Below are 23,973 nucleotides of genomic sequence, written 5' to 3'. Positions count from 1 at the left end.
ACATCCGCTTCTGCCGAAGAGCGGATGTGTCGGCTCTCAGTCGGAGTTGAACCAGACCAGCACCCCAGGGCCGTCCGGAGTGAGTACTGGTACCCATGCCTCGTCTACCTCACGCATTCGGCTGTCGTCGAGCCGAAGATCGTGCGGCTCCTCGGTCTGCCCGTTGCATGCCCAGTACGAGATGCCGACGACGATCCGGCCCAGCCGGTCCCGCTCATCGTCCGGCCACGAGTAGTTCCAGGTGCCTGCGCCACGGAAGTCCTTCTCGAACAGGTCACGAAGCGCGTCCAAGGCATCGGCGCCGGCCACGGGGACGAGGAAACCTTCGAGCTGCCCCTGCCGACAGGCCGTTCCCCCGTACTGCTGCTGGTAGAAGACCCCCGTCTGAGCCTCCACGATCACATACAGCCACCCGGGGGCCGTCCCGTCAGGATCGAGGACCACGAATCGCCGGGAGCTCATGACGGCAGTCTTCCGAACCGCTATCCCCGCGTCCAATGACTACGATCAGCATCAACGTCCCCTTCTTTCGTGTAGCTCGCGCCTTCGTGCGGTCTGCGGCATTCCGTTTCGTCTGGGTGGATCACTGGTCTAGTCACGTGCCTGCCTTGGCATCACTTCAGGCCTTGGACCCGAGTGTCCGATCGGTGAGTCGGGCACCGGCCGCGAGACCGAATCCGGTGACTAAGCCAGGCTCGATAGGTCTATAGCCTTCTTATCTCTATCAAGCCTGCTGGACGAGTCAGGTGTGCTCGCAAGGTACCGGTTCGTGAGTCCGGCACGGCTGAGCGAAAGGCAGGTGATGTCATCGAGCGCGACTTTCAGGACTGTGACACTCCAGCGACCCCGCCGCGCGCCGCGGCGGGGTCCTTACAAGCAGGAATGGGCTCCTAACTGAGGTAGAAGCCGCCGTCGTTGCGCAGGACCACCGCGACGATGGGCACCGGCTGCTGCCGTTCCACCAGTGGTAGACCGCGTGGTACTGGCCGTTGGCTGCCTAGAAGAAGTCCATCCCGCCGGGCCGGGGTGGTTGCCGGGCAGGCCGCGGTAGGGGTTGAGGCCGCCGGCGCCGATGTACCCGAAGTACGGCCGCTCGGCCCCGTTCTGCCGTGGCATGCAGCGCGCCGAGGGGATCGGGCCGGTGCTGCACCTGGTGATGCCGGTCGAATACTGTGCTCTATTGCTGGATGAGCTCGCCGTCGTGGTGTGGGCGGCGAACCTGACCACGCTCGAGCTCCACGTTCCACAATGGACCATCGACGGCGACCGGGGGGTGCTGCCCGCCGGATCGGCTGGTGTTCGAGCTCGACCCCGTGCCGGGCACCTCGATCGTGCACTGCTGCCACGTCGCCGAACGACTGCAGGACACCCTGGACCAGCCCCGCTCGTGCGGGGACGGCACTAACGGACCTGGACCTTTTAAGACCATACTGCTGGTTTTCGTTCACACGCCTGTCACAGGAGATAGGACAGGCCGAGCGTGACCGGGCGCAGAAGAAGACCGACACCGTCGCACGTCGTATGGCACGGTTGGAACGCGAACTGGCCACGTTGACTGCGGCATGCTCGACGGACTGATGACAAGCAGCATGCTGCACAGGAGCCCCGTCTATGATCCGGTGTGCCTGGGCAGTGGAATGATCGACTGCCGCATACTCCCGCAACAGGAAGATCTCGATATGCCTCAGCGTGCTCGCGTGGGTTCGCCTGACGATCAAGCAGGGCCGCGGTCGTCTCTGTTGAAGGCTTCCCTGGGGCTGCACATCACGTGTTGGCTTACTCTGGGCACACTAGTCTTTGTTGGTATAGCCGTCTTGTTGTGGTGGCTTCTGAGCGTGTCCGGGCTCGCTGGTTCGGCTGGGGGTCAGCGGCAGCCGGCGCTGGATCTGATTAAGATCGCGTTGACGCTGACCGGTGGTGTTGGCGGTGTCATTGTCCTGGTGGTCGCCTACCGCAAGCAGCGCTTGGGAGAAGCCGCGGAGCGGCGGGAGGTGGCCGCAAGCAGGCGGGAAGAGATCAAACTGTTCACCGAGCGGTTCATGAAAGCCGCGGAACAACTCGGCAACGCCACGGCCACCGTGCGATTGGCGGGCGTATATGCGATGGCTGACCTAGCTGACGAATCAATCGAGCGCCGCCAGACGTGTATCAACGTGCTCTGCGGCCACCTGCGGATGCACTGCTCCTCGGAGCCGCCAGTCGATCCGGTCGACCTTGCGCAGTGGCGTGGCGAACGTCAGGTTCGCCACACCATTTTCCGTGTGATCGCGGACCATCTCCGCGAAGACGCGCCCACGTCCTGGCAAGGGCATGATTTCGACTTCACCGGCGCGCTCATCGACGGTGCGGACTTCCACGAGATCAGAGTTACCGGCGGGAACATCACCTTTCAGGAAGCAGTGTTTCCGCGAGGCAAGGTCGACTTCGACGGCGCAATATTTTCTGGCGGAGTCATTGACTTCAGCAACGCAAGCGTGTCGGGAGGAACTGTCAACTTCGGCTGCGTGAAGTTCGCCGGGTCGGTCGTGCACTTCTTTGAGACAGAAGTGCACGACGGTGGTCTCGACTTCAGTTACACACGCCTGTCAGCAGGCGCTCTCAACCTGGACGATATGATCCTTTCCAGTGGACGAATAGACTTCCACAACGCGACGTTCATAGGCGCGCGCGTCACCTTCAGTTGCACGAAATTCGACGGTGCCCATATGAGCTTCCGGGAGGCCAAGTTCCGTGCAGGAAGCCTCGCCCTCGGCGACTGCCAGTTCTCCAGCGGCAGCAGCGTCGAGTTCGGCCAAGCCGAGTTCGCCGGCGGATACGTCGGAATTCACCGTGCTAGCTACAGTGGTGGCGTTCTCAATTTCGCGGATCCAACCTCATGGGATACCCCACCCGAGATCGATTTGACGAGCAAAGGCGCGCTCGCTGCCGTGCGGATGCCCGGCTTCGTCGCGGAGCGGCCGGTACCGGCGTGACGCCGTGGTTGGAACTCGGGTCACGTCAATAGCGTTTTCCCGTGCCGCCGAGTTTTCCTGTTAACCGCGCGCTGCCCCACACAGCAGACGATGTCATGCCCAGATCGGCGCCGATGAGCTTGAGCAGCTCGTCCTCGGCGTCAAAGATGTCGTCATGCGGGTCGGCACCAGGATGGGTGCTGGGGAGTAGCTTGTCTACGGCATCATCGGCCAGGCTCTTCCAACGATCGAGTACTTGTTCGGCGGCGTCCGCACACTTCTCTGTGGTGGCGGCCGCGAGGTGTCCGCAGGCCACGTAGCTGTTTCTCCACGCCTGAGTACATTGAGCATGAAGCTGCTCTAGCTCGGTGGGGTCAGGCATGATGACGTTCGCGTGAATGACAGCGTCGATACGTGCCTCCCAGCTGTCCAGAGCGAGGCGGAAGCTGCGGTACGCGGAGAGGACGGGCACGTGTCGACGGCTTGTTTCGACGAGTGCGCCGCCAGGAAACGTTGCCCGCTCGTTGAGCGCATGGTTCACCCACGCCTCATGTTCGGCCTTGAGTTTAGTGAGACGGTCAACGGTGTAGTGGTGGGGTTGGTCGTCGATCTTTTTGTGGTCGACCCGGCACAGCAAGATCAGGTTGTCGTAGTGGTGGAGGCCGGAGGGGGGACCCTCGCCGTACCGTGGGCCACCTGGTGACTGTGCCGCGATGTGCGCCTCGTCTCCGACGATGGCTTCTTCGTCACCGTCCGGAGTGCGGCGGGTGATGAGTTCTCGTCGACAGTCGGCACATCGGTTGCCGGAACGACCCCAGAGGATCTTCCTGGTCTTGTCGCTGATGCCCACAGGGACATGATGCCCGAAGCCACATGCGCACGTGGTCGATCCGGCTTAGTTGGCGCATGGGTCTCTGCGCCGGTTCCTGTCTGGACGGGCTCGAAGCTGCGCCGGAGGTCGATGCGCCGGGACGGTACCCGCACTCTACGGCTATGTGCTGGTCGAGGCGTTGCTTGGGTATATGAAAGGTGGTTAGACACTCGTGCCCAGCGGCCAGTTGGTGCCGCAGTGCTGGTTCAGCAAGAGCACGAGGTGTCGCCCGTCGAGTAGCTCATGGCGGGTGTCGCGGCGTGCTTCCTTGCGTGCGTCGGGGGCTGAGTGAGAGTGGCGAATACCGCTTTGACCGGTGATGTCGTGGATGCGTTGGGTTTGAGTCGCCCCGCAACGATGACGCGGCTGAAGGCGTTGCAGAAGTTCGGTTTGGTTCGGCGCGTAGATAGGCCACCACAGGACCCACGAGCCGTGTGGGAGCTGATCGACGGTTCGTAGCTGCGCATCGTTGACACGCATCTACGTGATGCTGGATCTGTGGCTGGCTAACGACGCCTTTCGAGGCGGTGCGGGGCTTGACGCGCCTCCTCTGCACGGCGAAGTAGCGTCTGCCACTGGCGTCGTAACCAGCCTGGCCGGTGGAGCTGCTCGAGTGTGTCGTCGACCGTGCTGCGGAAATCGTGGATGCGACTCACAAAGGTAGTGATGTGATGCTTCCATTCCTTGGTGTTCCTGGCAGACGCGAGCAGGTCGGCAACGCCCTCACGAAGCTGATCGGCGGCACGCTGCAAGGGACGATCCCCGAGCAGCGAGACCGCTATTAACGCGCTCAGCAGGCGACTGGTTGGCGCGGCGAGCGCGGTTTGTGCAGCATGCTCGCGGTCGCGGTGATAACTGTCGACTGCACGGAGAGCGGTGGGGGTAGCCTTCATCCAGTCTCGGCCGACGACGATAAGTTCGGTTGCCGCAACTGCAATGGTCGGCAACGCCTTCGTGCGGCGGCCCCACTGCAACCGATAGGTCGTGAGTGTTGCTTGCAGCTCGCCGACAGCCGCGAGGGCTTCGCCAGCCACCGTGGCGATGTGCCGTTTCCGCTCGAGCAGGATGGTGCGTTGCTGTACGCGCAGTGCCCCTCGGTAACCGAGGTAGACGCCTGTGAGGGTTGCTGCTGCGGTGATGACGGGTGGCCACTCCATCGGAGCATCTTGCCCGAACGGTGCCGGTACACGACCTGCAGGTCATGGGGTGTTTGTGGCGATGAAGGGCGTCGGTTAGAAACGTCCGTGCAGGTATCGCCTCTTCGGAGTTTTCAGCAGGGCGAGTGTCGAGTCGTAGGTGACGCGGTAGCGGATGGTGTCATCGTCGATGGGGCCGGCAACCGTACGAGGGTTGGTTTCGTACTCGAGCTCGTTGGTGTCGAAGTTGCGTCCTGCGAGTGTGACGGGTGTGGCGACGACCTCCGCGTGCCAGATGGTCGCTACTCGTTCGTCCGCGCGAGAATCGCAGACAATGTGGAACCCGGAACGAGCGATGGCGCGACTGGTGAACGCCTCGATATCGAGGGTGATGAGTGCTCGCACGTAGCGTCGCCACGCTGGTCTCGGCGGCACAGGGCTGCTGGTCCAGGACCGATATCGGGTGCCGAGGTTGTAGATGGTGATCCATTCGGCCGAGCTGCGGCGGTCGATCCATTCGAAGTGACTTCGCCGCCCGCGGACAGTATGGCATAGCTGAGTTGGATCTCGACGCCGTCGAGCAGGAACAGCGACTGGTTGCGGTAGCTGTACCACGTGGTGCGGCGTGAGCGGGGGTGATCGCGCAGCGTGAGCAGCAGTTCGTTGTCGGTGTTGTTGACCAAGCGACCGCGGGCGACGATTTCGGCGCTCTCAGGTTGTAGGTGGTGGCCCAGAGCTCGGCTTCGCTCTGCAGTAGACCACCTTTGAGTGCCGTAGGCGGGCGGAATTCAACCTCGGTCAGAGTCAATGTGGCTGCCGGGGTGTAGTTGGCGCGGGCGTTTTCGTAGTTGACTTGCCCCAGGATGCTGGCGACGTCGAGTGATTGCTTCCCGGTGCGGGTGTTGCGTCGGCTGTAAAGCAGCGATCCGAGAGCGATCACCACCGATGCCGCGCTGAGCCACGTCGTGTAGATGCATACTCCCCCGAGGCCTTCCACGATTGATCGTGCGTTCGAGATGTCATCCTGCCGGGCTGCAGGGCGGTTGCTCACAGCAAATGCAGCGGTGCCAGGGGGCACCTTCCTTTGCTGCGCGCTTGGGGTTCACCCGCTTGGCGGTAGCGGATAGTGGGGTTATGACCTGGCGATCTCGGTTCGGGTTGAGTGGCTGACGTGATGAAGATCGGCTACTAGGCTTCGCGGTTATGCCTGCTGAAAAGTCGCAAGAGACTGGTCGGGAGGGCGTGTTCCGCGCGAAGCAGTACTTGGAGAGCACGACCTATCTTCGACTGTCGTGGACGGCGTATGACCACGAGAAGATGTGTACCCGCCAGCGGCTTGACGGCAGCAGGAAGGTCTATGACCTTCGTGGTCACTTTCTGGGGCAGCGTCGGCATCCGTTGTTCGTCGAGGCGAAGAAGTACTCAGTGGTGGGCAGCCAGGCGAGTATGTACATCGAGTACCTGGCTGACATCTACAGCGTCACCGCGCGCGCGTGCCAGGACGAGATGGACGACGAAGCGGAGTTCATGTGGGTCACCTGGCATCCGTTCAACCTCACCCACTGGTCGAAGCTGACCCGCCACGACTATGTGCGCGACGCCGTAGCCGAGCACGGAGAGCGGCTGAAACTGCCCGCCACCGATGACGGGTTCGACATCGATGACGACCTGTGCCGGCTTGTGTCGAAGCGGCTGTGGCTGCTGGTGCTCTCGGACCGCCAGCAAGACCTGGTCTTGAGCCCAGAGGAACTGAAGGTAGCGATGATGCACTTGAAGAGGGAGGGCGCGTAGCCATGCCAGGCAACACGTTGCAGGACGCCGTGGCTGCGGCGTTGAACTCCAGCGATCAGACGGACGTGATCGAGGGCATCAAAGGCGCGGTGATCAGTGAGATCGAGCGCCTGGACCCCGGCGTTGCCATCGTCGACACCGACTACTTCAACCACAGTTACGCCCCCGATTTGGTGTTGTCATGGCCGGGCGGGAAGCAAGAGCGCGAGGTGTACTTGCGTTACAACCTGCGCTCAACGCAGGCAGGCCGCGATGTGGACCTGCTGGGCGGGTCCGCCCCGGTGTTCTTCTCGTTGGACTCCCGGCACGACGATGATGCCGTCGCCGAGGATCTTCGCGGAGACCTCGAGGATGAATCGGGAGCGTTGGTGACTAACGCACCAGCGATCGACGGGTTCACCTCCGCGGAGCAGACCAGAGACACCGGCTCGGTGTCTGAACCGTTGCTGAACCTGTTTCGCCGCAACGTGGTTCGCGGTGGTCGAGGCTTGTTGATCAGTGGTACCGCGCAGCGCTTGCAGCACACCCCGACCGCAGGAGATGTCGACGAAGACATCTCGTACCTGACCACGTTTGAAGAGACGATCACGCAAATCTTCCGGCCCGAGGCCGCGACGCGGTTGCAGCGGGCGGTGGACATCGTTCGCGCGGCCCGGACAGGCAACACCTCGCTATTCGAGCAGCCCGACGATGCTGACGAACGCCTGCGCGTGATAGGTGGCAAGCTCGAGCTGGATGAACTGCGGATCTTGCTGCCCTACATGTTGGAACGCGCCAACGCCCTCGACAGTGACGCGTTCTGGCAATACGTGGGCGGCATGATCTCGCTCAAGCAACTGGAACAGCTCGCGGAGACCATCCCGCTGGAGGACCTCAACCACTTGGTTGTGGCGAACCTGGGAACATGGCGGGCCACCCGGGCGATCATGTCGTTCTCCCCCGAGGCTGTGGAAGAGGAACGCCCGGATCCGTCGTGGACGGTGCACGCGAAGTTGCTGGCTGCGACAGCCGGCGCGTGGCGTGTGCACTTCACAACCGACAAACGCAAAGGTGGAAGTCGCGACGATTCCCCGCTGGTGCGATGGGAAGACATATGGCCGCACCTGTCCACCTCCCCGGTGTCCTCGGTGGACATGCAGGGCATCACACGACGCGTGCGGGTATCAGCTGAAGATGGTTCGAACGTGTTTGCGGATGTCGACACGATCAGCTCGACCATCGAGGACGATTTTCGCGTCCGGTCCGTAGCGCTGCGTCCGTCCGATGACGAGTCGTCGGATCTTGAACTCGACTTCAAAACGATGACGGTCGAGGGCAGAAAGGTGCTTCTGGGTGACCTGGCTTCAGCGGCGTTCGATGTCCTGGGCTGGCGGTATCCCCTGTCAACCGATGAGCGCACCCAGATTCTGGGCCGCTCGGCGTTGCAACGTCAGCAAGATAAGTTCATCACACCGCGGCTGTTAATAGAGGACCGCCCAGCGGCTGAGGCTCTCGAGCTGGAAGGGCCGGACGCGAGCGAGGATGACGAGGACTAAGCCATCTCGATGGATGGTGAGCCGGTGGTGAGTTGGCGGTATGGTGCCGCCAGCTCACCAGGCACTTGTCGCGCCGCAGCGTCACAAAGGGGCTTGAAACTGCCACCTGACGGGCGAGGAGCAGAACTCGTCGACCACCGCCCACCCGGCGGGGAGACCAACCCTGTTTGCGTGGGGAGGACAGCCAGCGCCAGGCCTCGCGCAGCGTCAGACCGGGGAACAGCCCTGCTCGCGCGGGGAGAACTCGGTGACGCGCCCGTACCGGACGCGCCGGGCCGGATCAGTCCCGCTCGCGCGGAGAGAAGGCCGTCAGGTGGCGGGTGAAGAGTCCGGAGGGACCAGCCCGCTCGCGCGGGGAGAACGTCGGCACCGCAGGCGACGTTAACCTCGTCGACGGACCAGCCCGTTCGCGCAGGGGGAACTGCTTGTACTTGGCCGAGGTTAGCGGAATGAGTGAACCAGCCTCGCTCGCGCGGGGAGAGCAGCTTGACCATGCTGGCGGCGACGTCGAAGACCGGATCAGCCCCGCTCGCGTGGGAACATTTCGGACACGACCACTGTTCCCAGCGCATCGAAGGGGTCAACCCCGCATGCGCGGGGAGAACGTCGTGTAGCGGCGGTAGAGGGACGTGAAGGTGGGACCAGCCCCGCTCGCGCGGGGAGAACTGGCACGTGCACCGCCAGTGCCCGTCCAAGTGCGGATCAGCCCCGCTCGCGCGAGGAGGACCCACTCCCGGCGTACCTCAATGACCCGCGCAAGCTCCAGTACTTCTTGTCCCGCCCGCCACGCGTCGACGCGGTGGTTACCGCGCAAGGCGCGGTCGTGTACACGGAGGTGAACGCTAGGGCCACGACCGGCACACATCTCCACAAGCTCGCGGCCGATGGGATTCTCGGCAAATCGTCGCAGCTCATTCGGCAAGTTAGCGCCTCTTCAAACTGGGGTGCACTGTCAACCGAAGAGTTTCTCGCTGGCGTAGAGAAAGCAGGGTTATCCTTCAGTGCCGGGAATAACCCTGGGGTATTGATGGTGATGCCCGCCGACCCCGAACGAAAACCAGGTGCGTTCCTCTACGCAACCATCAGCGAGGCCGGCGCTCAGGACGATGTGTCCCGCGCGTTGGATGCCTCCTTTCGTTCCCTCGGGCTCGCGGGCACGGAGAGCGCGATGTTCTAGTCCACGAGGGAACTTGGTGTGAGGTTGGGTAGGTCATCGTCGTAGTGGTCAATACGGCGATTGGGCTGAGCCTGGCGCGTGAACCGATCGTCGTCAGGTTCACGCGGTCGGAGCCGTAGGGCGCTGACTTGGGAGTACGAGCCAGGACTGGCGGCATGGCATGAACGGAACAACGGTGGGGCGTTGACTGAGCACTTTGGGGTGATTTCGTCGGAGGGGCTGCAGCCGTTGCTGCGCTGGGCATCTACGGGACTACGTGGTTGCGCATTCGGCGAGCCGGGTCACGTGCTTGTTCCGACTACACCGGATTCCTGCCACAAGGGCACCAAGTCCGCCAGGAATGCAGCGGCAGCACGCCAGAACTGTCGGTCAGATTGAGAACCCCCGGACCGGAATTCTTCTAGCGTATGCCTCGGTTCGGGGGCATGTGCTAATCGATCGGGAGGTGTATTTTCTGAGGTTCCGAGATCGAACGCTGTTCTCTGATGTTGCGGGGAACAGAAAGTTTGTTGCTGTGCCACAAACAGGGAGGCATTTCGCGGCCTGACCAAGATCGGTCTTGACCTTCGAGAACCGTGTGTGGCCAAATGTGAGTGAGGAGGTCGGCATGACGCGCTATCTCGTTCGACGGCCGACGGACCCACCCTTGCTGGGGCTGGATTCGTTCGCTGACGATGCCTTGGCGCGGCGCTGGTTCCTGTCGCCGAGGTCGTACGCGGTTGCTCGCTTCGAGCGGCTGCGCGCCGGGTTCTCGCTCAACTACGCTGCCGTACGTCTGGCGACCGGGGTGACGGACCATCTCGCGGGTCTCGAACTCGGGCTCCGCCTTCCGTCTCGACGTGGGTGAGTTGGCAGAATGTCGGGAGGCGCGCGTTCGGATTGCGCAATACGGTTGCCCTCGCGGTGATGACAGGCTCGGTGATGAGGGGTTGGCGATGGTGACGGGAAGCTTCGATGAGTGACCCGGCGTTCGCTGAACTCGTCGCCTGGGCCGAGAGCCGGTTGTCCCGGCTGATCGACGAGGTGTTCGCCGCGGTGTGCGAGCGCATCGACCTGTATGGGGACGAGAAAATCGTGCCGCGTGCCGACCTGCATCGGTCGATCGCGGTGAACCTGCGGTTCATGGTCGGCGCGCTGGGCGACTCCGCCAGGTCGATCGAGGAGGCGGCGCCGGGCGAGACGGGCCGCCGTCGCGCGCGCCAGGGGGCGCCGTTGCCGGAGGTGCTGCAGGTGTACCGGATCGGCTGCGCGATGCTCTGGGACCTGCTGGTCGAGCATGTCAGGGACATGACCCGGCCGGACGCGGCCGACGGTCTCGTCGACGTGGCGAGCCTCTTGTGGCGGGTCGCAGACGAGCACGCCGTGCGGCTGACCGAGGCGTATCGGGCGGCCAGCGCGGAGTTGCTGATCGCGCAGCATCGGCGTCGGTCTGCTTTGGCCGCGGCGCTGTTCACCGGTCAGCGGGTGTTCGACGCCGGCGCGTGGGAGGCCGGGCGGTTACTCGGCCTGGCTGTGGACGGGCAGCTGGCCGTGGTGGCCGCGGAGACCCGGGGCCTGGCCGAGGAGAGCCTGCTCGGTGTCGAGCAGCGGCTCGCCGAGGCCGGGATGGTCTCGGCCTGGCAGCTCACTCCCACGATGCAGGCAGGAGTGATCTCGCTCCGTGATGAGCAACGCGACACGATGATGTCGATCGTGAAGGACGTCGCGGTGGCTCGCACCGGGGTGAGTCCGCTGTACCGGTCGTTGACCGAAACCCCGCGGGCGCTGCATCTCGCCCGGACCGCGCTCGCCGGTCTGCCGCCTGGACAGCCCGCTGTGCGAGCCTTTGGCTCCAGTCCTCTCGCCGCGTTCGTCGCTTACGACCCCGACGAGGGACGCCGCCTGGCCGCCGAGGTCTTCGGCGCCGTGCTCGACCTGCCATCGGAGGAGCGAGACGTCCTGCTCGAGACGTTGCGTGCCTACTTCGATCAGGGCGGCTCGACGGACGGGGCCGGGCGTGTCCTGCACTGTCACGCCAACACCGTCCGGTATCGGTTGCGCCGGATCCGGGAGCTGACCGGCAAGTCGCTGACCGACCCTCGTGACGTGGCGGAACTGGTGACCGCGGTGCAGGCTCTGAGCCTCGATCCCGCCCGTGGTGGCTCAGCCGACGGGGCGTCGGCGGAAACCGGTGAGCCTTAGCTCGTCGTCGCCCGATCGGCATGGCCCGCGGACGACGACCGAGGCCGCGATCCCGGCGGTGACGCCGATCAAGGTGTCCACGAGCCGTGCGGTGAGCAGCGTCGCCGGCTCGGCGGGGGAGGCCAATTCGGTCATCACCATGATCAGCGGGGTGAAGAACCCCAACGCCAGGCCGTAGTGCCGCGCCATGAACAGCTCGGTCGGGAACAGCAGCACCATCACGACGACGGCGAGTGACGTGGTGCCGAGATGCAGTTGGAGCAGCCCGGCGGTGACGACCAGTCCGGCCAGTGTCCCTCCGACGCGATGGAGGCTTCGGTGGACGACGCTGCCGATGCCGGGGTGAAGAAGGCTGCGGGTGTCCGCCACCGCCAGCGGCACCGCGGCGGAAGCCATGGCCCAGTTGGCATGGTCGACACCCAGCAGCAGGCCGGCGGCGCCTGCGGTCAGGACGGCGAGGGCGTACCGGACGGCGTGGACGAACGAGCACGACAGTTGCCGTCCCCGGCCGCACCAGCCGCGGAGGCAGCGCGCGGCGATCGGTCCCTGGGCACTTCCGGCCACGGTGAGTCCGATGAGGACGGAGAACACCACGGTGCCCGCGCAGATCGACAGCGCGGCCAAGGGTGGGACCCGCGCCGGAACCGTGGCCGTGGCGCCGAGCGCGAAGATGCCGAAGAAGGGACCGCGCGGGGTGAGGCCGAGGCGGGTCGTCACGAGGGCACCGGCGAAGGCGAAAGCGGTCACGGTGGAGACCAGGATCCATGGCTGTGCCTGGTTCCCGGACAGGAACGACCCGATCCCCACCGCGGTCGACAGGACCGCTCCGGCTTGCGCCTGGTGACGCAGGCGGGAACGGCGAGTGCCGGTCCGGCCGTACATCCCGGTGAAGGAGCCGAACACGGCATAGATGATCAGCTCCGGATATCCGAGGACCACCAGGGCCAGTCCGGGGATGAGCAAGCCGATCGCGACCCGGCACGCGTGCGACCAGTCGTCGGGTTCGGGACCCAGGCGCGCCGACATGCGTGCGAGAACCGACTGAGACGATATCGTGCTTCTCCTTCCGTAATGCCGGGAAGGACTGTCAGCGGAGCCGTCGTTCCTCGTCCTCTTCGAGCCGTTGCTTCTCTTCCTCGCTTCGCTCTTCCTCTTTTTCGATTTCTTCTTCGTGCGGTGTTTTGTTGGACATGGTGTCAGTATAGGAAAATCCACAGGGATGAATATCGTCTACAAAAATGTTTGTTTCCGATGACAGGGTCAGTCGGTGTATACGGTCTGCCTGATGTGAACGCGGTGGCCGGATCGCCAGGAAGGGGTCACGACGAACTTCACCGGTGCTCCGGGGTCGCAGGTTTCCCAGGGTGCTTGCCGTCGGGCGTCGAGTGGTGCGCCGATGGTCGCTTGGAAGTCCCACTGTGCGTTCGGCAGGCTGCCGGCGACGGCGGCGATCTGAAGGAGGAGTTCACCGATGTCGGGCCCATAGGTGCCGGGGTCCAGGCCCAGGTGACGGCACAATCCGGCAGGTGATGCCGATTCGGAGAGCAGGATCCTGGCCACCCGGCTCAGTTCGATGGCGATCCGCTCGGCGTCGGCAGGTTCGCCTGTGCCGGCGAGCGAGATCGCGACCAGCCGACGGCAGGACTGTTGCAAGAGGTTCGCGAACCGAAGAGACAGATGCTTGTGCCTGTTCTCTTCCTCGTCGGCTTGCAATCCCGTATTACTGGTGGAGAGTTGCCGGCGCAAGCGCAAGTTGATTTCTCGCATCCGGTCCAGCTCGCTGCGCAGAGACCTGGTCCAGGTGGACAGTATTTCGATTTGTCTCTGCGATGGTTCGTCGTCGTTCATGTCCTGGGAAACCTCGATTCGTCGGCTAAGGGGCTGGGTCGAGTTCATCGGCGCCCACGATGATCGGCGAGGCGCGAGGGTCGTAGGTGCCCAGCAGAATCGCTTCGGCACGGATCTTTCGCCCCGCTTCGTGCAGTGCCTCGCGGATGAACGGGTACAGCGTCGGCATCGCTTCGCCGTTCAGGAAGTCCTGCAGGACGGATGGTTCAGCGGTGAACGGTGTCGCGGAGCGGTAGCGCACGACGGCGTCCACGACGTAGCTCGCGTCCGGGGTTTCCATCGCCAGCCGCGCCCGTAGCGCGACCGTGGTTTCGGTGCTGTGGACGTAGAACTTCCACTCCTGCTCGTTCGCCTCGCCCGCGAACTCCCTGCTGCTCAACGGGAATCCCGAGTGGGCTCGCGCGCTGACCTCGTACTGGCGGATGTCGTCGAGGCGGAGCGGATCGGGTCTCATCGGGAACGCTCGACCGTCACCTTCAGATGCTTCATCAGCGGCTGATCGCTCTGGATGCTGTAGTCGCCGATGGCGCACAAAACATTCATCTCCGGCATGTACCCGGCGGCGCAGCCGGGCGGGATGTCGTACGGCACCGCGAGGTAGCCCTTCAGCGAGCGGGTCGTGCCGTCCTTGGCGGTGCTCGTGATGTCGACCGGATCGAACTCGGACAGACCACGGTCGCGCATGTCCGCGGCGTTCAGGAAGATCAGCGTGCGCAGGTTCTTGATGCCGCGGTAGCGGTCGTTGTCGGAATAGATCGTGGTGTTCCACTGATCGTGTGACCGCATCGTGCCGAGTGCGAGCGTCCCCGGGGCGGGGACCACGTCGGGAACGTCCGCGGTGGAGAACTCCGCCCTGCCTGACGGGGTATGGAAGACCCGTTCGCGTGCCGCCTGGTGGAGCCGGAACCCGAGCGGCTGCCGCACCCGTTCGTTGAAGTCTTCGAACCCGTCCAGTGCTCGAGACATCGTGTCGCGGATGCGGTCGTAGTCGCCGACGTAGTCCTCCCACGGCGTCGCGCTGTCCGGCAGGGTCGCGCGGGCCATCCCGGCGATGATCGCGGGCTCGGACAGCAGATACGGCGACGCCGGCGTCCGCTTGCCGACCGAGAGGTGCACCATGCTCATCGCGTCCTCGACCGACGTGGCCTGCGGCCCCGCCGCCTGGAGGTCCCGTTCCGTGCGGCCGAGGCAGGGGAGGATGAGGGCCTGCTTCCCGTGTTCGAGGTGGCTGCGGTTGAGCTTCGTGCTGACCTGCACGGTCAGCTCGCATTTGGCCAGCCCGGCCGCGGTGTAGGGCGTGTCCGGGGCGGCGAGCACGAAGTTGCCGCCCATGCCGACGAACACCTTCACGTCACCGCGGTGCATCGCCTCGATCGTGTTCACGGTGTCGAGCCCGTGGTGCCGTGGCGGCGTGATCCCGCAGACCTCGGCGAGCCGGTCGAGGAAGTCGGCGGACGGTCGATGGTCGATGCCGCACGTCCGGTTGCCCTGGACGTTGCTGTGCCCGCGTACCGGCGAGGGCCCGGCGCCAGGGCGGCCGAGGTTGCCGCGCAACAGCAGCAGGTTCACGATCTCGCGCACGGTGTCCACGCCGTGTTCGTGCTGGGTCACGCCGAGGCACCAGCTGATGATCGTGCGCTCGGCCGAGCGGTAGACCCCGGCCGCGGCGCGGATCTGGGACTCGGTCAGGCCCGACTGCCGCTCCAGCTCGGCCCACGGGATCTCCTGGCAGACGGCGCGGTACTCCTCGAATCCGGACGTGTAAGCCGCGAGGAACTCGGTGTCGAGTGCCTCCGGGTCGGTCTCGGCCATCTCCAGCAGGGCCTTCGCCATCCCGCGCAGGAGGGCCATGTCGCCGCCGATCCGCGGTTGCAGGTTCAGGGTCGAGGTCGGGGTGGCGCGGAAGGTGGCCATCCTCGCGAAGTCGTGCGGGATGATCGTGCGGGTCGCTCCCGCCTCGACCAGGGGATTGACGTGCACGATCTGGGCGCCCCGGCGGTAGGCCTCGGCCAGCGCGGTGAGCATGCGCGGCGCGTTCGAGGCGGCGTTGACCCCGAGGATGAAGAGTGCGTCGGCCTCCTCCCAGTCGTGGATGTCGACCGTCCCCTTGCCGGTGCCGATCGCGGCCTGCAGCGCCCGCCCGCTCGCCTCGTGACACATGTTCGAGCAGTCGGGGAGGTTGTTCGTGCCGTACTCCCGCACCCACAGCTGGTATAGGAACGTGGCTTCGTTGCCGAGCCTGCCGGAGGTGTAGAACGCCGCCTGATCCGGTGAATCCAGTCCGCGCAGTGTGCTGCCGACGAGATCGAACGCCTCCTGCCAGGAAATTGGGACATATCGATCGATTCCGGCGTCGTAGCGCATCGGTTCGGTCAGCCGGCCGTGTGCCTCGAGTTCGGTGTCACTCCATTTCCGGAGTTCGGACACCGTGTGCTCGGCGAACAATTCCGGGCCGACTCGTTTCCGGGTCATCTCCCAGGCGACGTGCTTGATCCCGTTCTCGCAGATGTCCAGATGGAGGCCCTTGGTGTCGTCGGGCCACGCGCAGCCGGGGCAGTCGAAGCCGCCGTTCTCGTGATTCATCCGCAGGATCGCCTGCGGACCCGCCACCAGCTCCTTTTCCTGCACGAGGAACTTCGTCACGCTCTTCGCCGCGCCCCAGCCCGCGGCCGGATGGTGGTAGGGCTTGAACTCCGGCTTGCGTCCGTCCGGCCCGTCCCCGTGTCGCTCTGTCACCGTCATCCTCTCGGCATGCCTTCGTTCCGGTTCCGATTCAAGCACGAGAGACGCATTCGGGCAGCATCGAGCACAATTGTGAACGACTGGTTGTGACCGGATGACAAACTTTTTAGTGGCACCCCACAACGCTCGCGGAAAGTGCCTGGTCGCAATTTCGGTGCACTTCTTTCCGTCTTGACGCCCTTAACGGCCTCAAGTAGACCGGTTCACGAATTCACTGCTCCCGACAAGGGAATTCGTGTGAGCGACTGCGCTGGAAGGAACACGCCGTGGCGAAAGCGGTAGGCATCGACCTGGGGACGACCAACTCGGTGATCGCGGTGCTGGAGGGCGGGCAGCCGGTGGTGATCGCCAACGCCGACGGCGCGCGGACGACGCCGTCGGTCGTCGCCTACACCGACTCGGGTGAACGGCTGGTCGGCCAACTGGCGCGCCGTCAGGCGATCCTGAACCCCAAGGGCACGATCTCCTCGGCGAAGCGGTTCGTCGGGCGCCGCCACGACGAGGTCTCGAGCGAACTGGACGCCGTCGCCTTCGACGTCGTCCCCGGCTCGGACGGGGCCGTCCGCTTCGACGTGCACGGCAAGCAGTACGCCCCGGAAGAGGTGTCGGCGCTGGTCCTGCGCAAGCTCGTCGACGAGGCGTCGAAGTTCCTCGGTGAGAAGGTGACCGAGGCCGTCATCACGGTTCCCGCGTACTTCAACGACGCCCAGCGTCAGGCGACCAAGGACGCCGGCCGGATCGCCGGGCTCGAAGTGCTGCGGATCATCAATGAGCCGACCGCGGCGGCACTGGCCTACGGCCTGGACAAGAAACAGCAGGAAACCGTGCTGGTCTTCGACCTCGGCGGCGGCACGTTCGACGTGAGCGTGCTCGACATCGGCGACGGTGTCGTCGAGGTGCGGTCCACCGCGGGGGACACCCATCTGGGCGGTGACGACTTCGACCGGCGCGTCGTGGACCACCTCGCGGACGAGTTCGAGCGGGACCACGGGATCGACCTGCGCAAGGACCCCCAGGCCCTGCAGCGGTTGTTCGAAGCAGCGGCGAAGGCCAAGGAGGAGCTGTCGTCGGTCACCCGCACGACGATCAACCTGCCGTTCATCACCGCGGACGCCTCCGGACCGAAACACCTCAACACCACGCTCATGCGGTCGACGTTCGACCAGATCACCGCGGACCTCGTCGAACGGTGCCGCGGCCCGGTCGAGCAGGCGATCTCCGACGCGAAACTCTCGCCGAACGACATCGACGAGGTCATCCTGGTCGGTGGATCCACGCGGATCCCGGCGGTGCAGGAACTGGTGCGCCGCCTGGCCGGCGGCAAGGACCCGAACATGACGGTGAACCCGGACGAGGTGGTCGCGCTGGGCGCGGCGGTCCAGGCGGCGATCATCAAGGGCGAGGCCAAGGACGTCCTGCTGCTCGACGTCACGCCGCTGTCGCTCGGCATCGAGACCCTCGGCGGCATGATGACCAAGGTCATCGAGCGCAACACCACGATCCCCGCCCGGCGCAAGGAAACATTCAGCACCGCCGAGGACGACCAGTCCGCCGTCGACGTCGTGGTGCTCCAGGGCGAACGCGAGAAGGCCGCGGACAACCGGGTGCTGGGCCGGTTCCGGCTGGAGAACATCCGTCCCGCCCCGCGCGGCGTCCCGCAGATCGAGGTCGTCTACGACATCGATGCCAACGGCATCCTCAACGTTTCCGCGCAGGACAAGGAAACCGGCGCCGAACAGCGCATCACCATCAGCGAGAGCTCCAATCTGGACGGTTCCGAAGTCGAGCGGATGGTAGCCGACGCCGAGGAGCACCGGGCCGAAGACGCACGGCTCCGCGAGCTGGTCGACGCGCGCAACACGCTCGACCAGGCCGCCTATCAGGTCGAACGACGACTGACCGAACTCGGCGAGAGCGTGGCCGTGCACGACAAGGCACGGGCCGAGATGCTGGTCAGGGACGCGCGAGAGCTGCTGAAGGACGACCAGGAACCCGGCCTCGACCGGCTCCGATCACTGACCGCCGAGCTGCAGCAGCTCTATCACGGTCTCGCCGCGGTCACCCCCGGGGAAGCCAAGCCGCCCGCCGACGGCGACGACGACGTCGTCGACGCCGAGTTCACCACGTCCTGATCACGATGACGACAGAGGACACCGCGCACGACGACCACGTCGATGCGAAGGCGCTGCGCGAACAGATCAAGAACCTGGAAGACCACGTGCGGCGTGTCTCGGCGGATTTCGACAACTACCGCAAACGCACGGCGCGCGAGGCCGAACAGCTCGCCGACATCGAGCGGATCCGGACCGCGGCCGCGTGGCTTGTGGTGCTTGACAACCTGGACGTCGCGCTGGACCACGCGGACGCCGACCCCGCCTCGATCGTCGAAGGGGTCAAGGCCGTCCGGGAGCTGGCCGACGCCGTCATGGCGCGGCTGGGCTTCGCCCGGCGTGCCGAGGAGGCCGGGACGCCGTTCGACCCCGTCGCTCACGAGGCCGTGAGCACCGTCCAGGCGGGAGAGGTCTCTCCGGGCACGATCGTCGAGGTGGTGCGGCCGGGTTACGGTGAGGGACCGACCCAGCTGCGCCCGGCCGCGGTCGTGGTGGCGAGGCAGGACTGATGGCGCAGGACTTCTACACCGTCCTGGGGGTGAGCCGCACCGCGGACCAGGCGGAAATCCAGCGTGCATACCGGAAACTGGCCCGGCAGTACCACCCGGACATCAACAAGGACCCCGGCGCCGAAGACCGGTTCAAGGAGATCTCCGAGGCTTACGACGTGCTGTCGGAGCCGGAGACCCGCCGCCGCTACGACGCGTTCGGCCCGGATTTCCGGCAGGTCCCCGACGGGATGGACCCGGAAACGTGGGCACGGGCCAGATCAGGTGCCCCCGGCGGCGGCCCGTACGCATCGGGGAACCCGTTCGGGAGCGCCGAGGACATCGACCTCGAAGACCTGCTCGGCGGGATCTTCGGCGGCCGTGCCCGGCGGCACGGCCCGATGCCCGGCGCGGACCAGGAAGCCTCGATCGAACTCACCGTCGAAGACGCGCACCGCGGCGGCAAGCGGTCGATCACACTGGGCCCGCGCACGATCGACGTCGACATCCCGGCAGGCGTCACCGACGGCCAGCGGATCCGGCTCGCCGGTCAAGGTGGGCGCGGCACGGACGGCGCGCCGCCGGGCGACCTGTACCTGATCGTGCACCTCGCGCCGCATCGGCGGTACCGCGTCGACGGCCGGGACCTGACGGTCGATCTTCCGCTGTCGCCGTGGGAAGCGGCGCTGGGAACCACTGTGACGCTCGAAATCCCCGGCGGGGAAGCGAAGCTGAAGGTGCCGCCGGGCACGTCGACCGGGCGGAGGCTCCGGCTGCGCGGCCGAGGGCTTCCCCATCCCCGCGGCGCGGCGGGCGATCTCTACGCCAAGGCCTGCGTGGTCGTCCCGTCCGAGCTGACCGACGAGGAACGGGAACAGTTCGAACGACTGGCCGCGGTGTCCGCATTCGACCCGAGGAGCTCCGACCGGCGATGACCACCTACGCGCTGGTGCGCCACCCCGGCGCCGCCTACCTCGACCTGAGGACCTTCGCGCACGCGACCGGACTGTCCGAGGAACTGGTCCGCCGCTTGACCGCGCTCGGCCTGTTCGACCCCACCATCGGCGCCGGCGGAGAACTGTGGTTCCCCGCCGGAGAACTCGTGGCCGCGGCCCGGATCCGGCGTCTGCGTGCCGGATTGCCGCTCAACTACGCCGCCGTCGGCCTCGTCGCCGACCTGCTCGACCGCATCGCGGAACTCGAGGCGGCCCTTCGTACCGGATCTCGACGCAGCGGAGACTGACCATGGACCCGAACAGGCTCACCCAGAAATCCCAGGAAGCGCTGCACGACGCCCAGACCGCCGCGCTGCGGCTCGGCCACCCCGATGTCGACGGCGAGCATCTGCTGCTGGCCCTGCTCGATCAGCCCGACGGTCTCGTCCCGCGGTTGCTGACCGAGGCAGGTGCGGACCCGGCCTCGCTGCGCGGCGAGATCGAGGCCGAGCTCGCGCGGCGTCCCAAGGTCACCGGCCCGGGCTCCGCGTCCGGCGAAACGCGCGTGACCGCCCGGCTCGCTCGTGCGCTCGACGCCGCCGACCGTGAGGCCGGACGGCTCAAGGACGACTACGTCTCGGTCGAGCACCTGGTCGCGGCTCTGCTTGAGGAGGGCGCCACGAGCGCCGCCGGACGGCTGTTGCGATCCGCCGGCTTGACCCGGGACAAGTTCCTGGAGGTGCTGCGGAAGGTGCGCGGGAATCAGCGCGTCACCTCCGCGACGCCGGAATCCGCTTACGAGGCCTTGGAAAAGTACGGCCGCGACCTCGTGGCCGACGCCGCTGCGGGAAAACTCGACCCGGTCATCGGCCGTGACGCCGAGATCCGCCGCGTGATCCAGATCCTCTCGCGCAAGACGAAGAACAATCCCGTCCTCACCGGTGAACCGGGGGTCGGCAAGACCGCGATCGCCGAAGGGCTGGCGCAGCGGATCGACCGTGGCGACGTGCCGGAGGGGCTGAAGGGCAAGACGGTCTTCTCCCTCGACCTCGGCGCGCTGGTGGCCGGGGCGAAGTACCGGGGCGAGTTCGAAGAGCGCTTCAAGGCGGTGCTCAACGAGGTGAAGGCCGCCGAGGGCCGGATCCTGCTGTTCGTCGACGAACTGCACACGGTCGTCGGCGCAGGGGCCACCGAAGGCGCGATGGACGCGGGAAACATGCTCAAGCCGATGCTCGCCCGCGGTGAACTGCACCTCATCGGGGCCACGACGGCCGACGAATACCGCAAGTACATCGAAAAGGACGCCGCGCTCGAACGCCGATTCCAGCCCGTGCTGGTGGACGAGCCGTCGGTCGAGGACGCCATCTCCATCCTCCGGGGGCTCAGGGAACGTCTCGAGGTGTTCCACGGCGTCAAGATCCAGGACAGCGCTCTGGTCGCCGCCGTCGTGCTGTCCCACCGGTACATCTCGGACCGGTTCCTGCCGGACAAGGCGATCGATCTGGTGGACGAGGCGTGCGCGATGCTGCGCACGGAAATCGATTCGATGCCCGCGGAACTCGACGAGCTGAGCCGCCGCCTGACCCGCGGCGAGATCGAGGAAGCCGCGCTGGCCAAGGAAAACGACGCGGCGAGCGGTGCGCGGCTGGAGGAACTGCGCCGCGAACTGGTCGATCTGCGTGCCGAAGCCGGCGGGATGCGCACGCAATGGGAGGCCGAACGCGCCGCCCTGAACAAGGTCCAGGCCTTGCGTGAGGAGATCGAACGAGTCCGCCACGACGCCGAAGCCGCCGAACGCGCCTACGACCTCGACCTGGCCGCGCAACTGCGGCACGGCAAGCTGCCCGAGCTCGAACGACGGCTCGTAGGGGAGGAAGAGCTGCTGGCGGCCCGGCAGGCGGGTACGCGGCTGCTGCGCGAGGTCGTGACCGAGGAGGAGATCGCCGCCGTGGTGTCACGGTGGACCGGCATCCCGGTCAGCAGGCTTCAGGAGGGTGAACGGGAGAAACTGCTGCGGCTGGACGACCTCCTCCACGAACGCGTCATCGGGCAGGACGAGGCGGTGCGGGCGGTCGCGGACGCCATCATCCGCGCCCGCTCGGGAATCAAGGATCCACGCCGCCCGATCGGTTCGTTCCTGTTCCTCGGTCCGACCGGGGTCGGGAAGACCGAGCTGGCCAAGGCGCTCGCGGCGAGCCTGTTCGACACCGACGACAACATCGTCCGCGTCGACATGAGCGAGTACCAGGAGCGGCACACGGTCTCCCGGCTCATCGGCGCGCCGCCCGGATACGTCGGTCACGACGAGGGTGGCCAGCTCACCGAAGCCGTCCGCCGCAAGCCGTACTCGGTCGTCCTGCTCGACGAGATCGAGAAGGCGCACGCGGACGTGTTCAACACGCTGCTGCAGGTCCTCGACGACGGACGGCTCACCGACTCGCAGGGACGCACGGTCGACTTCCGCAACACGGTCGTCATCATGACCTCCAACATCGGCGCCCAGTTCCTCGTGGACGGTGTCGACGCCGGCGGGGAAATCAAGGCCGACGCGCGCGACGCCGTCCTGGCCGCGCTGCGCGGGCACTTCCGCCCGGAGTTCCTGAACCGGATCGACGACATCGTGCTGTTCACCCCGCTCAGCGAGCCGGAGATCGAGCGGATCGTGGAGCTGATGCTCGCCGACCTGCGCGGTCGGCTGGCGGAACGGCGGATGACCTTGGCCGCGCCGATGGACACCCTGCGCTACATCGCCGAGCAGGGTTTCGACCCGGTGTACGGCGCGCGCCCGTTGCGCCGTTTCCTCGCCAGAGAAGTGGAGACCCGGATCGGCCGGGCACTGCTCGGCGGCGATGCCGGGGACGGCACCGTGATCCAGCTCGGCCTCACCGACGGCAAGCTCACCGTCACCTGCAGAAACCCCGACACCGAGGAAGAGGCGTGACCGACCCCGATTCACCGGTCGATCCCGTACGAGAAGGATCGCCCGTCGTTGCAGCCGCGCTCGTCGACTGGATCGAAGCCCGGCTGCCGCGACTCGTGGACGACGTATGCGCCGCCGTGTGCGGGCGCATCGAGCTCTACCGCGACGAGAAGATCGTGCCGCGTGCCGACCTGCGCCGGTCGATCGCGGTGAACCTGCGGTTCATGGTCGACGCGCTGGCCGGCACCGGAGTTCCGGACCAGAACGCCCCGGAGGACACGGGCGCCCGCCGGGCACACCAGGGCGCCCCACTGCCCGAAGTACTGCGGGTGTACCGGGTCGCCTGCGGGATGCTGTGGGACTTGCTGGTACGGCACGCCCGCGCGTCCGAGTCAGAAGACGCCATGGACGAGCTGGCCGACATCGCCAGCCTGCTGTGGCAGGTCACCGACGGCCATGCGGTCCGGGTCACCGAGGCCTATCGGGCGACGAGTGCGGAGTTGCTCGCGTCCCAGCAACGGCGGCGTTCAGCGCTGGCCGAAGCGTTGTTCACCGGCCAGCGGGTCTTCGACGCCGGCCCGTGGGAAGCTGGACGGCTACTGGGATTTTCGCTCGACGGCAAACTCGCGGTGGTCACCGCGGAAACACTGAGCCTGGCCCAGGAGAGCCTGGTCGGCGTCGAGCGGCAACTGGCGCGGCTCGGCATCGTCTCGGCGTGGCACCTCACGCCCACGCAGCAGGCCGGTGTCGTGTCGCTGCGCGAGGAGCAGTACGACGCGCTGCTGGCACTACTGCAGGACCTGGCCAGGGCCCGGACCGGTATCAGCCCGCTGTACCGGTCGCTGACCGACACCCCTCGCGCACTCCATCTCGCCCGCGCGGCCCTCGCCGGCATCCAGCCGGAACGGCGCGAGGCCCGCGCGTTCAGCGCCAGCCCGCTCGCCGCGTTCGTCGCCTACGACCCGGACGAAGGGCGACGGCTCGCGGACGAGGTCTTCGGGGCGGTACTCGATCTGTCCGCGGAGGAACGCGATGTGCTGCTGGAGACGTTGGATGCCTACTTCTCCGTCGGTGGCTCGTCCGAACGGGCGGCGCAGGTTCTGCACTGCCACGCCAACACCGTCCGGTACCGGCTGCGCCGGATCCGCGAACTGACCGATCGGTCGCTGACCGAGCCCCGGCAGGTTGCCGAACTGGTGGCCGCCCTGCAAGCGCTGAGCCTGAGCTCGCCGCGCCACTCCGACGCAGTTCTGCTCGACGAGCGCTGAGTACCGCAATCCCTTTCAC

Annotated in this window: 21 protein-coding genes; 12 read left to right on the top strand and 9 right to left on the bottom strand. The window is 66.0% G+C overall.

Annotated elements, in window-relative coordinates; all coding sequences use genetic code 11:
• Positions 1-36: 36 nt before the first annotated feature.
• Positions 37-462 carry a DUF6210 family protein gene (locus tag H4W30_RS23630; protein WP_192744866.1) on the bottom strand — a complete coding sequence of 142 codons (426 nt, stop codon included), beginning with the start codon at positions 460-462 and terminating at the stop codon, positions 37-39.
• Between the two features lie 1,373 nt (positions 463-1,835).
• Between H4W30_RS23630 and H4W30_RS23625 the strand changes: the two genes are divergently transcribed.
• Positions 1,836-2,972 (top strand): pentapeptide repeat-containing protein, encoded by a 1,137-nt coding sequence (locus tag H4W30_RS23625; protein WP_192744865.1) that lies wholly within the window; start codon positions 1,836-1,838, stop codon positions 2,970-2,972.
• 25 nt (positions 2,973-2,997) lie between these two features.
• Here the strand turns inward: H4W30_RS23625 and H4W30_RS23620 are convergent, their stop codons facing one another.
• The 4 genes from H4W30_RS23620 to H4W30_RS23605 form a co-directional block, all read right to left on the bottom strand.
• Entirely contained in the window at positions 2,998-3,801 is an 804-nt protein-coding gene (locus H4W30_RS23620) for a hypothetical protein (RefSeq protein ID WP_192744864.1), read from the bottom strand.
• A 183-nt stretch (positions 3,802-3,984) separates the two neighbouring features.
• Positions 3,985-4,302, bottom strand: coding sequence for a hypothetical protein (locus H4W30_RS44280; protein ID WP_192744863.1), 318 nt, complete (start codon positions 4,300-4,302; stop codon positions 3,985-3,987).
• Between the two features lie 26 nt (positions 4,303-4,328).
• Positions 4,329-4,979, bottom strand: a complete 651-nt coding sequence (locus tag H4W30_RS23610) for a hypothetical protein (protein ID WP_192744862.1) — start codon at positions 4,977-4,979, stop codon at positions 4,329-4,331.
• Positions 4,980-5,054: 75 nt separating this feature from the next.
• A complete protein-coding gene (locus H4W30_RS23605; RefSeq protein ID WP_192744861.1) occupies positions 5,055-5,363 on the bottom strand; it encodes a hypothetical protein in 309 nt (102 codons plus the stop codon).
• A gap of 798 nt (positions 5,364-6,161) precedes the next feature.
• Here H4W30_RS23605 and H4W30_RS23600 point away from each other — a divergent pair.
• The 5 genes from H4W30_RS23600 to H4W30_RS23580 all read left to right on the top strand — a co-directional run bounded on the left by H4W30_RS23600 (position 6,162) and on the right by H4W30_RS23580 (position 11,642).
• On the top strand, positions 6,162-6,749 hold the full coding sequence (locus tag H4W30_RS23600; RefSeq protein WP_192744860.1) for a hypothetical protein: 588 nt from the start codon (positions 6,162-6,164) through the stop codon (positions 6,747-6,749).
• A gap of 2 nt (positions 6,750-6,751) precedes the next feature.
• Positions 6,752-8,284, top strand: coding sequence for a hypothetical protein (locus H4W30_RS23595; protein ID WP_192744859.1), 1,533 nt, complete (start codon positions 6,752-6,754; stop codon positions 8,282-8,284).
• Positions 8,285-9,107: 823 nt separating this feature from the next.
• On the top strand, positions 9,108-9,461 hold the full coding sequence (locus H4W30_RS23590) for a hypothetical protein (RefSeq protein WP_192744858.1): 354 nt from the start codon (positions 9,108-9,110) through the stop codon (positions 9,459-9,461).
• 607 nt (positions 9,462-10,068) lie between these two features.
• The gene (locus tag H4W30_RS23585; RefSeq protein WP_192744857.1) at positions 10,069-10,308 is read left to right on the top strand and encodes a hypothetical protein; all 240 of its coding nucleotides are present in this window, start codon (positions 10,069-10,071) and stop codon (positions 10,306-10,308) included.
• A 107-nt stretch (positions 10,309-10,415) separates the two neighbouring features.
• Positions 10,416-11,642 (top strand): PucR family transcriptional regulator, encoded by a 1,227-nt coding sequence (locus tag H4W30_RS23580; protein ID WP_192744856.1) that lies wholly within the window; start codon positions 10,416-10,418, stop codon positions 11,640-11,642.
• Here the strand turns inward: H4W30_RS23580 and H4W30_RS23575 are convergent.
• The 4 genes from H4W30_RS23575 to H4W30_RS23560 all read right to left on the bottom strand — a co-directional run bounded on the left by H4W30_RS23575 (position 11,604) and on the right by H4W30_RS23560 (position 16,226).
• Positions 11,604-12,668 carry an FUSC family protein gene (locus H4W30_RS23575; RefSeq protein WP_192744855.1) on the bottom strand — a complete coding sequence of 355 codons (1,065 nt, stop codon included), beginning with the start codon at positions 12,666-12,668 and terminating at the stop codon, positions 11,604-11,606. The genes H4W30_RS23580 and H4W30_RS23575 overlap by 39 nt on opposite strands.
• A gap of 234 nt (positions 12,669-12,902) precedes the next feature.
• The gene (locus H4W30_RS23570; RefSeq protein ID WP_192744854.1) at positions 12,903-13,490 is read right to left on the bottom strand and encodes a hypothetical protein; all 588 of its coding nucleotides are present in this window, start codon (positions 13,488-13,490) and stop codon (positions 12,903-12,905) included.
• Positions 13,491-13,515: 25 nt separating this feature from the next.
• Positions 13,516-13,944 (bottom strand): hypothetical protein, encoded by a 429-nt coding sequence (locus tag H4W30_RS23565; protein ID WP_192744853.1) that lies wholly within the window; start codon positions 13,942-13,944, stop codon positions 13,516-13,518.
• Positions 13,941-16,226, bottom strand: a complete 2,286-nt coding sequence (locus H4W30_RS23560; RefSeq protein ID WP_318780655.1) for an FdhF/YdeP family oxidoreductase — start codon at positions 16,224-16,226, stop codon at positions 13,941-13,943. The genes H4W30_RS23565 and H4W30_RS23560 overlap by 4 nt, the downstream gene beginning before the upstream one ends.
• A gap of 272 nt (positions 16,227-16,498) precedes the next feature.
• On the opposite strand from H4W30_RS23560, the gene dnaK reads away from it, so the two are divergent.
• Genes dnaK through H4W30_RS23530 form a run of 6 tightly spaced genes read left to right on the top strand, consistent with a single transcriptional unit; the run spans position 16,499 to position 23,954 of the window.
• Positions 16,499-18,364, top strand: coding sequence for a molecular chaperone DnaK (dnaK, locus tag H4W30_RS23555; protein WP_192744851.1), 1,866 nt, complete (start codon positions 16,499-16,501; stop codon positions 18,362-18,364).
• A 5-nt stretch (positions 18,365-18,369) separates the two neighbouring features.
• Positions 18,370-18,852: a nucleotide exchange factor GrpE gene (locus H4W30_RS23550; protein WP_192744850.1), complete on the top strand. Its 483-nt coding sequence runs from the start codon at positions 18,370-18,372 to the stop codon at positions 18,850-18,852.
• Positions 18,852-19,766: a DnaJ C-terminal domain-containing protein gene (locus H4W30_RS23545; RefSeq protein ID WP_192744849.1), complete on the top strand. Its 915-nt coding sequence runs from the start codon at positions 18,852-18,854 to the stop codon at positions 19,764-19,766. Before H4W30_RS23550 ends, H4W30_RS23545 begins: the two co-directional genes overlap by 1 nt.
• Complete coding sequence (locus H4W30_RS23540; protein WP_192744848.1) at positions 19,763-20,074, top strand: chaperone modulator CbpM; 312 nt, start codon at positions 19,763-19,765, stop codon at positions 20,072-20,074. Before H4W30_RS23545 ends, H4W30_RS23540 begins: the two co-directional genes overlap by 4 nt.
• Before the next feature lie 2 nt (positions 20,075-20,076).
• The gene (gene clpB / locus H4W30_RS23535; protein ID WP_192744847.1) at positions 20,077-22,707 is read left to right on the top strand and encodes an ATP-dependent chaperone ClpB; all 2,631 of its coding nucleotides are present in this window, start codon (positions 20,077-20,079) and stop codon (positions 22,705-22,707) included.
• Positions 22,704-23,954: a PucR family transcriptional regulator gene (locus tag H4W30_RS23530; protein ID WP_192744846.1), complete on the top strand. Its 1,251-nt coding sequence runs from the start codon at positions 22,704-22,706 to the stop codon at positions 23,952-23,954. The genes clpB and H4W30_RS23530 overlap by 4 nt, the downstream gene beginning before the upstream one ends.
• Positions 23,955-23,973 lie beyond the last annotated feature (19 nt).

It is taken from the genome of Amycolatopsis roodepoortensis (assembly GCF_014873915.1).
In the GTDB taxonomy this organism is placed as follows: Bacteria; Actinomycetota; Actinomycetes; order Mycobacteriales; family Pseudonocardiaceae; genus Amycolatopsis; species Amycolatopsis roodepoortensis.
This window is presented reverse-complemented; position numbering and strand designations above follow the sequence as displayed.